Below are 15,591 nucleotides of genomic sequence, written 5' to 3' on the forward strand. Positions count from 1 at the left end.
CCCTACCTTCTCTGGCAATCAATCGTCCATATTGTAAAGAGCTTGTCCGATAACTGAAAATGAAGCGTTATTCGTACTCCCCTTATTATAGATTTCCCAGAGTGAAAAATCAGCAAACCTTCCGCCTAAATATTTGCTTTACTCCTGCATGAAACGGAACCAGCCAAAGTCAAAATGACTGCCTGGCAAGAAAATAAAGGTCACCTTCTGCAGCCCTGTTATTTGCTCCAATGCAAATACCCGTTCTTCGTATCCATTCGATTGCTCGAATTCTACAAGCTGATTGCTTTCGCCGCCCTCGCCAGCAAAACGAATATGGATCGTATTTTTATCAATTGGCGAGCTTCCATTTATGACTAGCTTCGTAGCGCCATCACCCGCAAAATCCATATGCGCGAATTCCAGCGACACATTATTGCCGATGCCTTCCACACACTCAGCTGCGAAGGTAAAGGCATCTCCATAAACGCAATCGCAGGAGGCGGCGGCATTTTTCTCAAAAGCTCGGTTCTGACGCTCGAAAGAAAATCCTTTAATATGCACCTTCTGGCGAAGCACGAAGCAAAGCGACGTAATGCCGCGAAGTCTCTTGGTCAGGCGATACGTTTCCTCTTGATAGACGTTCCACTTGGACGGCTTCTGATAGATGACGTCGGCAACTAAGCTGCTTCCCTCAACACCGGGCATCCCTTCCCAAATTTGCAGCGAGTACTCCTCGCTGGACAAGGCGAAGATTGGTAGCGTAATGGTATCAGAGCCATAGGGGCCAAAGTCGATATCTTGAAAGCCTACTTTCGTTTCACCATCTCGGCTCGTTGCTACCCCTCTTTCGTTGCCATTCCCAACATCGCCTTTGCTGTAATCGTAAAGCCCCGCCGAGATGAAGCTATACGGGTCCTTGTAGGCGGTTCCGAGACCTGTTGCCTTAAACTCCAGCTGGGAAATCAGCTTCGTCTTATCCGTGCCGTTCTTACTCGTACAGCGCAAGCGAAAAGCGCCGTCGCCGATAGCGAATATCCTCGCCTCAAGCCCATTTGCTTCGACCTTAGCAATGTTCGAATCGATCCCTTCGTCCGTTACGGCACGCCACTCCACCTCTCGATACGAGGTATTTTCCGGCCATAGCTTAGCTCGAACAATAATGACTTTGGTCGATTCATCAATAACTTGCCCAGAATCGCTAATGATTTCGATTTTACGAAGCGGTGTTTCTGCATCCTCCCCCGTCACGCATTCCAGCTCTTGATTGCTCGTGTTGGCTGAAATGCCTTCCAAGCTTATATCGCTCGCAGTATGCGACTCGAATTCCGCGGCCGCAGCCTCCATCCCCTCGGAGGATACCTCGATTCGGATTTTCCCCGGCTCAAGAGTCGCCCCAATAATCGCCATCAGCTTGCCGCTAAACAGCCTTCTGCTTGTTCCCTTATACGGGTCATAATCCGTGCTGTCACCATTATCAAGCCCCAGCAAGCGACCCGCACCCGTCACCTCGACGTGAACACGATTGTTCGCATTGTCTACCGAATGCCCCTGATTATCCAGCATGCCAATTTCCACAAAAATCAAATCCGTACCGTTCGCCGTCAGCACCGCTTTATCGGCCTCGAGGCGAAGCTTTGTCGCATCCCCGAACGATGTTCGAACATCGGTTGCGATTATGTTGCCATGCTCGTCATAAGCGATGGCCTTCAGTTCCCCTTCCGCATAAGGCACCTTCCACCAGCCAACAAGCTCTGTTCCATGCTCGTGATCAATGTCGCAAACTCCAATCGTATCTCCATTAAATTGCAGCTCAATCTTGGGCGCATTCGAGCAGACCCTGACATCGATTATTTGGCCAGCATTAAAATCCCAATACGGGAAGAGGTGAACCATTGGCTTCGTTTTATAATCCGTCCAAGCAGCCTGGTAAATGTAATAGGAATCCTTCGTGAACGTAGCCGTATCGAGTTGGCCGAAATAGGAATTTTTCGTATGATACGGCGTCGGCTCTCCAATATAATCGAATCCCGTCCACAAAAACTGGCCAAGCGAAAACGGCGTATCCCGCTCCGCCAAAATACAAGCCTCCGCCGACTTGGCTCCCCAGCTTGTCGAGCTGTTGCCAAGAGCCGAGCATTGCTCATCATCGTCGGCAAGGATTGATTTTTCGAAGGGGAAATGATAAATGCCTCTGCTCTGGACGACCGAGGCGGTCTCGCTGCCGTAGATGATCCAATCCGGATACTCCTCATGATGCTTGAAATAATATTTGTCCGCGTAATTGTAGCCAGCAACCTTCACGATATCGGCGCATTTCTGCGCATTTTCCCACGGCATATAATTCGAACCAATCGTAACTCGGGCATTCTGCTTCGGATCGAACTCCAAAACGTAATCCATGAGCATTCTGGTGATTTCCTGCCCCCGCTCGTCCGCATGCGTATCGTAAATTTCATTCCCGATGCTCCACATGAGCAGGCTTGGATGATTGCGATCCCGGAGCACCCAGCTTCTCACATCCGCGTACGCCCACTCCTTGAAAAATCTTGCGTTATCGTAAGCCGTTTTGGAGCGCTCCCACATATCGAAAGCCTCCGTAACGACGAATAATCCCATCTCATCCGCCAAATCCATCAGCTCAGGAGCTGGCATATTATGCGCTGTGCGAATCGCATTAACGCCCATTTCCTTTAGCAGCTTAAATCTTCTCCGCAGCGCATAAATATTGAACGCCGCCCCTAAAGCACCAAAATCATGATGCTCGCAAACCCCGTTCAATTTTAGCTTTTCCCCATTCACCTGAAGTCCTAGCAGGGGATCAAGAACGATGCTCCGGAAGCCTAGAGGATGTGTGAGCGTCTCCAATGCTTCGTCCTCGCAGCCATCTTCCCCGCCCGATTCCGACAATTGTCGCTGCATTCGCGTAATGATTTGGTACAAGCTTGGTTCATCCGTGCTCCATAAGAAGGGAGCATCTACGGTTAACGTTTGACTGCTTTTCGCAATCAGGCCGCCGCCTGCTTTTACCCGTTCCGAAGTAGACACGACTGTCCGTCCTTGGAAGACGATATCATGCGACAGAAGCACATCTTCATCAATGTGCACGGCTGTGTCAATTTCCACTAGCCAACTGCCGCCATCTTGCTGCTTGGTTGCAACATACACCCCGCCGGTGACTATGTGATTTTTATCCCGCTCCTTGAGCCAGACGTTGCGGTAGATGCCTGCTCCTGAATACCAGCGGCTGTTCGGGCTCTCGTGCACCACTTTTACGACGATTTCATTTTCACCCTCGATAATCGCATCCGTTATTTCGTGCTCGAAGGACGCATAGCCATTTTTCCATTCGCCCATCAACTGTCCGTTTACATATACGCTAGAATCCATGTACACGCCGTCAAAGCAGAGCAGGAGCTCCCGATCACTCCGCGACCTTATAAATGTTTTGCGATACCAGCCAATACTATTCTCGTAAAGCGCCAACGTATTATAAATCAACCAATCATGAGGAAGATCAACCGGTTCGAAGTGGAGTCCGGCATGGTACACAACGTCCAGACCGCTTTTGGCAAATGCCCATCCATCGTTGAAAAGCACTTTCGTATTCATAGTCAAACAGCTCACTTTCATAGGTTTTGAGAGAGACTGGCTAATCGTTTAAAAGGGCTAGGTGCAGCCTCCTGAGGAAGACTGCACACCGAGCCCTTTGCTTTTAGAAATTAATAGCCTAATACGCTTTTCGTCTTCTGAAAAATATCATTTGCCATATCCGTATAACGCGTGCTGCCGTTCGCTGCAACCTGAGCCTTGTAGCTGTCCCACTTGTCGAAGCTTTCTTGGCCGATAATAAACTTCAAGGTCATCGTCTTGACGTAATCCATAAGCGGCGTCGAGATCAATTTCATCTGTTCATTTTCCTCCGTCGTGGACATGATTGGCGGTGCCAGCTTGCGCACCTCCCGTGTCGCTTGGACGCGGCTTACGAAGTCCCGCTCCCCTTCGGTCATCTTGGACATTCTCAGCTTCTCAGAGCCGCCGTAAGCGAACATCCCTCCGGCAAAGCCGTAATCGGCGTTCAGCTGTTTTGCCGCGCCTTCATTCATTCCGTTGTAATAAATTTCTGGATTAAGCACGACATTTCCTTCCGCATCAAGCGTATATGTCTCGCCTTCTACGCCCCACAGGCTGAGCATTTGACCTTCATTGGAATACCAGAACCAATCTACGAAACGAAGCATTTTAATAAAACCTTCCTCGCCCAAATCATCAAGCGCGTTCTGGCTGATCATAATGCCGTTCTCCAAGCGGGAGGTCTCGACCTGTTGCTGTCCTTTTGGCCCGCCGGGCTGGGTAATCATATATAATTCACTGCTCGGATCTTGCATTTTGCTCTTGAAATCAGCCAATACCTGATAAATACCGCTTATCACATAGGTGTCGCCCTTGAAAAATTTCGCTTTTGCCACATCATCTTCTTGTGTAAAGGTTTCAGGGTCCATAATGCCTTCAGAAACCAGCTTATTGAAGTAACCCAGATAGCTTTTGAAGTCATCCGAGTCATCGGCAAATGCGAACTGCTGCTTATCATGGTCATATACCAAGCCGTTAGACAAGCCCCAGCCTCCGGTGACGCCATATTGCACACCAGCAATGTTCAAAGCCGATTCACCCTTGAATTGATCGGAGATGACGTATTTTGCCCCCGTATGCTCCTTCACCTTTTTCATCGCTGCATAGAAATCCTCGTACGTCCAATTCCCTTGCTCGCCCTCGACGTCCACGCCCGCCGCTTCAAAAATATCTTTACGTATAATATAGGAATAACCGCCGCCAGCGATCTCCCACATGCCCGGAAGGACGTAATATTTTCCGTCCTCCTTCAGCTTGGCCTTCAGATCCTCTTCCATGCCCCAATCTTTCATGACCTTCATATAGTTCGGCATGTATTGCACCCAATCGCTGACAGGCACAATTTGGCCCGTTGCCACGAAAGCGGATTCATCATAGGTCTTAGGAATAATATAAGGTGCATCCCCACTATTCACCAGCAACGATTTCTGATTTTCATATTCGGTTCTAGCTGTAATCGACAAATCGAAGGTCACATTCGTTTTTTCCTGAATCGCGCTCCACAGTCTCCAGTCCTTTTTATAAGGGTAATTCTCATGATCGCTGTACATCATGGAGTAGGATACCGCATCATTGGAGTGGAATGTCTGGTCTTCCCCAAAGGTGTAATCCTTAGCCGCGCCAGCTGCTGACTCATTCGTGCCTGCCGCGTTTGATGCAGCGGGCTTGTTATTGCCGCCCGAAGACCCTTCGCTTCCAGACGTGCATGCCGTCATAAACACGAGCAGCAGCGCCAGCGTTCCCATTGCAAATGATTGACCAATTTTCATCGTTTTTGCCTCCCCTTTTTGGTTCGAGCTTTGTTTATATATAATGGAAACGTCAAAAGCGCTCCCTATTATATCGCTTAACCTTTAACAGCGCCGATCATCATCCCCTGCACAAAATACCGCTGCACAAAAGGATAGATGCAAATAATAGGCAGCGACGTCAGGACCATAGCTGTCGATTTGACGCTTGCGGCAATTTGGCTCGTCTGCTCGGACGTAGCCCCGATTTCAGCCGGACTGACCGCGTTGTCGATAATTTGCTTCAAATACAAGGCAATCGGCCATTTTTCCTTCGACTGCAAATAGAGCGATGGTCCGAACCAGTTGTTCCACATGCCAACGATAACGAACAGCATAATCGTAACGAGAATCGGCTTGGATAAGGGAAGAATAATTCTTGTGAAAATGCCAAACACGCCTAAGCCATCGACGCGCCCCGCTTCTTCCAATTCGTTCGGTATCCCAGCGAAAAACGTCTTCATCAAAATAACATTGAAGGCGCTGATCGCCCCCGGAATGACGATCGCCCAGATTGTATCTCTCATTTCCAAGGTTTTCGCAATCAGAATGTAGTTAGGGATAAGGCCGCCGCCAAAATACATTGTAAACAGCACGAACGGTATAAAAAATTTATTGAGGCGCAGCTTTTCTTTGGAGAGCGGATAGGACATAACAGCCGTCGCAGCCACCGCGATAAACGTGCCAATGACCGAATAAACAATTGTGTTCCAGTAATAACGGAAGAAGTCAGGCTTGCTCAAGATGACCTCATAGGTTTTGGTCGTAAATTCCACCGGAAGGATCGTCACCTTGCCCGCATAAATAGCGGCCTCCGAGCTGAAGGACTGGGCCACGAGATAGACGAAGGGATATAGGGTAAAAATAACAACCAGAATCATAAACAGTCCGTTTAAGAGGTTAAAGGTGCTAAAGGCCGAGGTTCGTTTCACTTGAACGGCTCCTTTCTACCACAAGCTGGATTTCGTCGTCCGCTTCGATACTGCGTTTGCGGTCGTCACTAGAATTAAACCAATGATGCCTTCGAACAGCCCTACCGCCGTCGCATAGCTAAAGTTGCCGCCGGTGATCCCCATGCGGTAAACATAGGTCGAGATGACGTCCGCCGTTTCATAGGTAAGCGGATTGTACAAAAGCAGGATTTTCTCGAAATTCGAGCCCAGAATGCTGCCGATATCCAAAATCAAGAGCACCATGATTGTCGGCAAAATGCCCGGAATCGTGACGTGCATGGCGAGCCTTAAACGGCTCGCTCCATCGATTTTCGCCGCTTCGTAAAGTGCTGGATTGATGCCGGTCATTGCCGCCAAATACAGAATTGTTCCCCAGCCTAAGCTCTGCCAGACGCCGGAGGTGACATAGATCACCGGAAACCATTCGGGCAAGGAGATGAAGGAAATTTTATCCAAGCCGATTGAAGCGAGCACACTGTTGATTGGTCCCGTTAAGGAAACAATCTCCTTCACCATCCCCGCCACGATGACCATGGATATGAAATGCGGAAGATAAGATACCGTCTGCACAAACTTCTTCCACTTCACCCTCCGCAATTCGTTCAGCAGCAGCGCGAATATTAACGTAATCGGAAATTTGACGAGCAGATAACTTACGCTGAGGTTCAGGTCATTGAAGAAGGCTCTCCAGAACGTCGGGTCCTTCATAAACATTTCGAAATAAGTGAAGCCCACCCATTCCGAGCCCAAAATATTCGGCCCGCCCCTATACTTTCGGAAAGCAATAATGTTCCCAAGCATCGGCGCATACTTGAAAATGAGGAAGTATATCACCGGTATAATCAGGAACGAATACAGCTTCCATTCCTTTTTCACATGTTTCCAAAGCGGAGTTGTATCTACAGCCTTGGCTCGTGCATGAGCTGCCACTAGCGTCATCACTTCCTTATGAGAATTTATACAGCTTGATGCTGATCGTCCATCCGCCCTCCCTAAAACGCCAACCCCCGAAACGTTATTCGGTGAACCGTTTGAATGATCTTTTCAACTTCGTAATCGCTTTCACTAATTAGAGCAATAATGGATGGCGAGGATGGCTTGCGGCTCGCTGCCTCCATCTACATCTACACCTACACGTCTTGAATTTTCGAAACTCATGAACCATCCGTTCCGTCACTCCATCAATTTATCGAAATCGCCCCCTATCATCAATGTTCAATAACCGAAAAGAATGCGCAATTACGGAAAATGGACGATTTACAATTTGAAACGGATTGACCGTTTCCCGAATTTACGGGGTGCGACATGGAAAAAGACGACTTCTGTGTTCGGAAGTCGTCTTTTTTCTATTTACCTAAATTCAAACCAAAACTTATGTTGAATAAAAATTCGATATAATGCATAATTATGAAATTACAATGCAAATAAATATGTGAGGGGAAACAGAATGACATTTACATGCGAGTCCAGTAACCTGGATGATTATTTAGAAGAAACTACAGAGGTTGATTTTGGTCATTTTTCGATCAAAGCTTTAGCGGCGGAATTATATAATCAATCATCAAATGAAATGGATTATGTTAAATCGGCCTTTGAATTTGTTCGTGATCACATCTCTCATTCAGTGGATATTCAAAGCTCTCGCGTTACGTGCAGAGCATCTGAAGTCCTTTTCTTCAAAGAAGGAATTTGTTATGCAAAATCGAACCTTTTGTGTGCATTATTAAGGTGCCAAGGAGTACCAGCCGGGTTCTGTTACCAACGTCTAACTTTGGGAGATACCCCTGATACGGGGCACGTTATCCATGCGTTAAATGCTGTTTATCTTAGGTCAATTGGAAAATGGATTCGATTAGATGCACGTGGGAATAAATCGGGGGTGAACGCTCAGTTTTCATTAGAAGAAGAGAAATTGGCTTTTCCTATACGCGAGGAATACGGTGAAATAGATTATCCTGTCATTTACATGGCACCAAACATAAAAACAATCAACTCATTAATTCAAAATACAGATTGTACTATTATGTATCTGCATGGTTTACCATCAAGCTTGTAGGAGTAGCTTCTATACAGCAACAAAAATATGACCACCTAAACCTAATGGCGGTCATATTTTTGATCAAGCATCAACATTAAAACATTCCATTCATTTCTTATAGATGCCAATATGAATCAACTATAAGTCTTATCCAATCTACAGTCTCTCTCTTATCTTACTGATTCTGCCGAGCCAACATGTTGATCAGAACGGTTACTGCCTCCGCTCTCGTCGCATTCCCATTCGAATTGAATCGGTTATTGCCCATACCTTGAACGATGCCAAGATTCTTTATCGCGACTATTGCGCCTCTCACCCATTCAGGAATATCCTTGTCATCCGCGAAGCCCGTTGCTCCCGATTCGGTCGGAAGCTTAAGCGCATTGGAAATCATATCGACCATCTCCGCACGCGTTATTTCCGCGTTCGGTCGGAACGAGCCATCTTCATACCCTTTAATAATACCTTCTTGCACGGCTTGCGCGACGGCTTCCCGTGCCCATGTCCCAATATTTTCCGTATCGGTGAAGTTTAGCTCCACTCCCACTGTCATTGGCTTCATCGTGTTCATCAGCATGACCACGAATTCAGCGCGCGTCACAGTGTGGTTCGGTTTGAAAGTACCATCCGGATAACCGGTAATAATTCCATTTTGTACAGCTTGCTTAATGGCTTCCTCAGCCCAGTGCCCGCTAATGTCGCTGAAAACAATCGTCGGTTGTGGATTTGTAGAGGGATTCTCTTCAGATCCATTATCAGAAGGATTGCCAGCGGATCCACCGTCAGATGGAGTTGTGCTTGGAGGCGTCGACCCGTTACCGCCAGGAGCAGCATTCACGGTTACGGTATATGTCACCTTTGTGATCCCGTCCTCTGCAGTAACAATGACTTTCTTACCTGTTGCTAATACGGTAGCCGGGGTATTACCGTCAGAATCGTATACATTGAAAGTTGCATTCGGTGCTGGCGTGATCGCCGCCTTGAATGCGGTTAACATTGTACCGTATGGAATGCTCGTAATGGTTTCGTTAACCGTACCTCTCGAGCTTACGATCCCTATCACAGACGTTAGCGTAGCCACATTGCTCTTCGCAACGTTTACCGTAACGGTCCAGTCCTGTGTGCTGCCATCCTCCGCAGTCACCATGTACACGACCGGAGCAGAGAAGTCATTATTGGTTGTGCCACTCACCTGATCTACCGTAACGACCTTGGCTGATGCGTCGGCAGACAACGTAAACGTAGCTACCAGCTTGCTCACGTCCGTGCCGTTCGCCACTTCAATTGCAATCATGTGGGCTGTCGCATTAATCATCGCTGCTCCCGTTTGCTCTGCTAGGCTGAATGACGTGATATCATTCGCGCTGCTCGCAGCAGCCGTCGCGACGCTTACCGTAACGGTCCAGTTCTGCGTGCTTCCATCAGCCGCTTCCACTATATAGGTCACTACATTCGTAAAATCATTCGCGGTCGTACTGCTCACTTGATTTACCGAGCCAACCATTGCCGATGCTCCCGGTGATAACGCAAAGGTTGCTACAAGGCCATCCAAATCCGTTCCATACGCCACTTGAACCGCAATCGTGTGCATTGTCGCATTAATCGTCGCTGCTCCGGTCTGCTCTGCCATGCTAAACGATACAAAGTCTTTCTCGCTGCTCGCCGCGACAGTCACCGTTACTGTCCAGTTCTTGGTGCTGCCATCCTCCGCAGTCACGACATAAGTCAACGGGGTCGTGAAATCATTCGTCGTCGTACCACTCACTTGTGTTGCATTGCTGACTTTAGCCGCGGCTCCTGCGGATAATGTGAAGCTCGCTTTTAGACCATTCAGATTAGTACCATTCTTCACTTCAATCTCAACCGTTTGCGCGGCAGCACTGATCGTTGCTGCTCTGCTTTGCTCCGCAAAGCTGAACGCTGTAATATCCTTTTCACTGCTCGGCGGCGCAACGGTCACCGTAACGACCCAATTTTGCCTAGTTCCATTTTCCGCCTGCACTACATAAGTAACGGGATTCGTGAAATTGTTAGATGTTATGCCACTTCTTTGAGATACGCCATTAACCCTGGCGCTGGATGATAAAGTTAACGAGAAAGTGGCGACCAAATTAGCCACATTCGTGCCGTTTTTCACTTCAATGTCTACCGTGTGGGCAGCTGCATTAATCGTTGCCGGCTTGGTTTGCGAAGTAAAACTGAACGCCGTAATGTCTTTTGCATTGCTCGCTTCAATGTAGACATTAACGAGCCATTCCTGAGAACTGCCATCTGCCGCTGTTACGACATATGTGACAGGAGTTCTCATATCATTGGCAGTAGAACCACTCACTTGAACGACACTGCCGATTTTCGCTGTCGCTCCAGAAGACAAGGAGAACGTTGCCTTCAAATTAGACAAGCTAGTCAGGCTCGTTCCGTAGGCGACCTCAACATCTACGGTATAGTCAGTCGTATTAATAACTGCCGCTTTCGTTTGTGTAACCCCAATTACTGAAAATGCCATGATCTCTTTCTCGCTGCTCTTCGTCACGGTGACTGTCCAATTTTGCGTGCTGCCGTCCTCTGCCTTCACCTCATAGATGACCGCATTTGTAAAGTCATTGGCCGTCGTCCCGCTTACCTGAACAATAGAGCCAACCGAAGCCGTCGCTCCAGCAGATAACGTGAATGCGGCTTTCAAACTAGTCACATCAGTGCCGCCCGCCACCTCTACCACTACTGTCTGGGCAGCCTGATTAATCGTTGCTGCTTCGGTCTGTTCAGCGAAGCTGAAGGCTGTAATATCCTTTTCACTGCTGGCAATGACGGTCACGGTATAGATAACCCTCGTCAAACCATCCGCCGCGGTTACAATGACCTTATTGCCAGAAGCCAGGGTCGTCGCCACAGTCGTTCCGTCTGCATCGTAAATTTCAAAAGTCGCATTAGGTGCTGGTGTGATCTCTTCCTTTAAAACAGCTAATGAGGTTCCGTATGGGATGTTTGTTATCGTTTCGTTTGCCGTTCCGCCCTGGCTGACGACTCCGATACCGGAAGTCAATGTAGCCGCGGAGCTTTGTGCAGCCCATTGTGCATATAAGGTCGTATAAGGCATAATCTGCAAAGAGCCGCTATAGCTATTGCCGTACCCGTTTGGCTGTGTGTTCCAGCCGCTGAACGTATATCCCGTCCTCGTTAGGTTAATTGCTCCCGCATAAACACTGGCCGTTTCACCCGGAAAATACGAGTTGGCGTCGCTTGGAACAGCCCCGCCGTTGTTTCCGTTCCCGTCATATTGCAGTTGAAACAAAGAATCCTGCAAATAAGGATAGCCGTTATTACGCAGCGGATCTACCGCCCATAGGTTTACAAAATCCCACCCGGCAACAGGTCCTTTCATACTTGCGTCCAGGTAGAGACTGCCCACATTATTCCCCAAGTCCCTGCTGCTCAAATTTCCTACATCAGCAATTCCGCTCACATTCCCGCTGGCGTAGCTGTTGCTATACGACCCTGTACTATTGGCGTAATCATATCCTATCAAACCGCCCACAAAATATGATCCGCTTACATTACCTGTGGCGAAGCTGTCACTGATGGATCCGGCTAATTCAAGGTTGCTGACCAAGCCTCCTACATGCTGTTCTCCGTATACATCCCCAGTGGAATAGCTCTTGCTGATCGTTCCATAATTGTAGCCTGTTAAACCACCCGTATAATACGTTCCGTTCACCCGTCCCATGGCAAAACTGCTGTCAATTGCTCCAGTATTGCTGCCCACTAATCCGCCTATACTTTGTCCATCCAACATTTCCCCGGTGGCGTAGCTGTAACTAATTGATCCATCATTTTCACCTGCCAAGCCCCCTACTGCATAATCGCCTTTCACGTCCCCCGTGGCGTAGCTATATGTGATTGTTCCCGTATTCCCACCCGTAAGACCGCCTGTTCCATACGCTCCAAACACATCCACAACAGCAAAGCTATGGTCAATAATCGCATTCGCATTAAAAAGCGTGACACCATTGTAACCAACTAAACCGCCCGTATGATCGTCTCCATTTACTTGACCTTTTACATAGCTGTTTGTGATTTTACCTTTATTAGCGCCAACCAGACCGCCTACCGAATTCAAACCGGTAATATTCACATCTTCCAGCTTTATATTATGAATAACACTCTCTACGCTGGTATTACCGAACAATCCCAGATTATTACTCTGCTTATCGATAGTCAGCCCAGAAATCACAAATCCGTTGCCATCGAAATTCCCCCGAAAAGGTGTATTCGATCTATCTCCAATCGGCGTCCAGTTATCCTTATAGCTGCTGGTGCTGAAATCAATATTTTTTGTCAGCTTGAAAAAAAGATCCTTATTCAGATAAGAACCCCTGATTTCGTTAAGCTGATCGGCCGTTCCAATAAGATACGGACTGCTCGATGTGCCATTACCAGAAAATTCATTCGCCGCGAAGGCTTTGCCACTTCCGAAGCCCCCTCCAATTATGGCATTCCATAACATGACCGCCGTCACCAGCACGACCAACCATTTCGCTCCCGGTCTACGCATTGCTTTTCTCCCCTCCATTATCCCTTAGACGTTCATAAATAAGCTTATTACAGCCTAATAAAAGAATAATGATGGAATTTTACGCAAAAACGCAAAAACCGCACAGCACCAAGGCTTTGCGGCTTTTTATAATGATGCAAGAAAATTTATTTCCCTAGTGACTTCGCTGAGCTTTTAAATATTCATCATAATGGCCAGCCTGAGAAACCGCCACCGCCACCATCAGCAGAGTAGTCACCAAGAATCATTCCATAGGTTACGTTCTGTGCAGGTATTGGGAGTGAACGAATGTAAAGATTATCTATCACTGGACCTCCATCTACTGCTGTCCAACCTGTAACCTCGTAATTTTGATAGAAGATTAGAGGAGGGGTCTTTAATGAAACCTAAAGAAAACTTTAAACTCGCATTTGAGATAAAATAGGCCAATCATGCTATCATTAAAATAATCAACTTATTTATAGCGCAACTTGTAGATTGGGGTCGACTTCATCATGAGGGATATTCTCCGATTTGGTACTCGTACTATCTTGCTTCATTTAGCTGTTATTTCCGTAGTTGCTGGTTTGGTCGCAAGCTATCTCATCTCGTCTGCACCGGGTTCCCCTCGGATTCAAAGCGAAGAAGGCATTCTAGATTTAACGCAGGATCATGTCAGTAAGAATCTGCTAAGGCTGCAAGGGGAATGGGCGTTCTACTGGCAAGAGCTGCTTTCGCCTGAGGATATACGAAGCCGCATCGAAAAAGAGGGACAGGCTGATCGATACATCAACATCCCCGGCTCCTGGCTAGGCTACCCGCTCAATGGTCAAGAGCTGCAAGGAAAAGGCTTTGCCACATTTCGGCTGGTCATTGAGCTTAGCGATCAGGATAGGAACGAAAGGCTTGCTCTGCGGCTACCTTCTATTTTTCATGCGTATAAATTATGGGTTAATGGTGAGCTGCTAGCAGAAGTCGGTGTGGTTGGTCAGGACAAAAGTGACATGACACCCCATCTGGCAACGAAGCTGGTGTTCTTCCAGCCCAAAAACGATAAGGTAGAGCTGGTTATGCAAGTATCGAACTTCCATCATAAGCGAGGCGGCATCACCACGTATATAGAGCTGGGCGGCAGTGATGAGTTAACGGTCAGGACAAAGCTGAAGGTTGCCACAGATATGTTCATAACGGCAGGCCTGCTGGTGATTGGCTTGTATAATCTGCTGTTGTTCGTGCTGCGACGCAAGGATAGGGCGCCGTTGTACTTTGGTCTGTTCACCGTGTTGTTCGGCATCCGCTCCTTGCTCAACGGCGAGATTATGATTACACAATTGCTTCCTCATTTTCCCTGGGAATTGCAGTTCAAGATTGAGTATTTAATTCTTTGCATCAGTGGTTATATCATCACCATGTATTTTGAATGCATTTTCCCGAATTATGTGTCGCGATGGTTTCGTCTTTGCACCCATATCGCAACTGGCGCGCTCTGCCTAATTGTTGTGATGACCCCTGCGCTAATCTATTCCAAATTGTTACTGGTGATTGGTGTAATCGTTGTACTGCAGATGGCGTATTTGATGATCGGGCTTGCCTACGCGGCTTTGCGGCGTCTGGAGGGAGCGCTGATCTTCCTGCTCGTGTCGGTGGTTACTCTCGTTACGGTTATCAACGATTTTTTATATTACAGCGAATGGTCGCCCATCGGAAATACATCTCCGTTTGGTCTGTTGGTATTTACGATCGCACAGATGATTCTGCTTTCTTCAAGATTTACGAGGGCGGCAACGAACGAAGAGAAGATAGCACGCGAGCTGCTGGAAGCGAATAACAAGCTGTCTGAAATGAATACCAATTTGGAGCGGATCGTGATGGAGCGCACACATGCTTTATCCGCAGCTCACGAAGATCTCCGCACGTCATATGAGCGGTTACTCCACTCTGAGCAAGGGAGGAAGAAGCTGCTTGCCTACATTACACATGATTTGCGCATGCCGCTGTCCAGCATGCTTGGTTATGTCGAGGCTGTGAAGGACATGGTTAAGCCGGAGCGCAATGAACAGTACCTGAAGTATATTCAGGACAACACGATTAGGATTAATCGCATGATCGAGGAGTTGTCCTTCTTGTCACATCTGGAGACGGGGCAAATAGCGTATCGAATGGAACCGGTTCATGCGATTCACTTCTTGCGTGGTTTTTTTGAACAGTATGAGCTGGTTGTGCGTGACGCAGGGCTGGATTTCATACTGGATATCGGAAATATAGAAGACCAACGACCCGACATGCCTGTTGTCGAGATGGATGAACAAAGATTAGAGCAGGCTTTGTTTAATCTAGTGTCGAACGCGATGAAGTTCACCACTAGCGGCGGGGTGGTGCGTCTTGCACTTGCCTTGGACGAGCTGAAGGATAACCGCTGTGCGATTATTAGCGTACAAGACTCTGGTACGGGTATTCCTCCGGAGCAGCTTGAGCAAATCTTCAATCGCAATTACAGATATGATCGATCAGGCATGGAAAATGGCATAGAGGGAAGCGGCCTCGGGCTGGCGATTTGCAGGGAAATCGTACAAGCGCATGGCGGGGCGGTTCGAGCGGAGAGCGATGGCAAGACGGGGTCGATATTCTATGTATCGCTGCCTCTGTATTTTTGAGAAGCAGGAAGGTGAT

8 protein-coding genes are annotated in these 15,591 nt (G+C 47.8%); 2 read left to right on the forward strand and 6 right to left on the reverse strand.

Going from position 1 to position 15,591, the window contains the following annotated elements:
• Window positions 1-138: 138 nt before the first annotated feature.
• From ACSR9A_RS07590 to ACSR9A_RS07610, 5 genes are all read right to left on the reverse strand, one after another.
• Window positions 139-3,591, reverse strand: a complete 3,453-nt coding sequence (locus tag ACSR9A_RS07590) for a glycoside hydrolase family 2 TIM barrel-domain containing protein (protein ID WP_473756486.1) — start codon at window positions 3,589-3,591, stop codon at window positions 139-141.
• Between the two features lie 110 nt (window positions 3,592-3,701).
• Window positions 3,702-5,381 (reverse strand): ABC transporter substrate-binding protein, encoded by a 1,680-nt coding sequence (locus ACSR9A_RS07595; protein WP_473756487.1) that lies wholly within the window; start codon window positions 5,379-5,381, stop codon window positions 3,702-3,704.
• Window positions 5,382-5,458: 77 nt separating this feature from the next.
• Window positions 5,459-6,331 carry a carbohydrate ABC transporter permease gene (locus tag ACSR9A_RS07600; RefSeq protein ID WP_473756488.1) on the reverse strand — a complete coding sequence of 291 codons (873 nt, stop codon included), beginning with the start codon at window positions 6,329-6,331 and terminating at the stop codon, window positions 5,459-5,461.
• Window positions 6,332-6,346: 15 nt separating this feature from the next.
• On the reverse strand, window positions 6,347-7,291 hold the full coding sequence (locus ACSR9A_RS07605; protein ID WP_473756489.1) for an ABC transporter permease: 945 nt from the start codon (window positions 7,289-7,291) through the stop codon (window positions 6,347-6,349).
• Between the two features lie 53 nt (window positions 7,292-7,344).
• Complete coding sequence (locus tag ACSR9A_RS07610) at window positions 7,345-7,470, reverse strand: hypothetical protein (protein WP_473756490.1); 126 nt, start codon at window positions 7,468-7,470, stop codon at window positions 7,345-7,347.
• A gap of 329 nt (window positions 7,471-7,799) precedes the next feature.
• On the opposite strand from ACSR9A_RS07610, the gene ACSR9A_RS07615 reads away from it, so the two are divergent.
• A complete protein-coding gene (locus ACSR9A_RS07615) occupies window positions 7,800-8,408 on the forward strand; it encodes a transglutaminase-like domain-containing protein (RefSeq protein WP_473756491.1) in 609 nt (202 codons plus the stop codon).
• Window positions 8,409-8,565: 157 nt separating this feature from the next.
• On the opposite strand, the gene ACSR9A_RS07620 is transcribed toward ACSR9A_RS07615, so the two are convergent.
• Window positions 8,566-12,942 carry an S-layer homology domain-containing protein gene (locus ACSR9A_RS07620; RefSeq protein WP_473756492.1) on the reverse strand — a complete coding sequence of 1,459 codons (4,377 nt, stop codon included), beginning with the start codon at window positions 12,940-12,942 and terminating at the stop codon, window positions 8,566-8,568.
• Between the two features lie 494 nt (window positions 12,943-13,436).
• Here ACSR9A_RS07620 and ACSR9A_RS07625 point away from each other — a divergent pair, with 494 nt between their 5' ends.
• Window positions 13,437-15,575, forward strand: a complete 2,139-nt coding sequence (locus ACSR9A_RS07625) for an ATP-binding protein (protein WP_473756494.1) — start codon at window positions 13,437-13,439, stop codon at window positions 15,573-15,575.
• The last annotated feature ends 16 nt before the right edge of the window (window positions 15,576-15,591 follow it).

The organism is Paenibacillus sp. R-74696 (assembly GCF_055814915.1).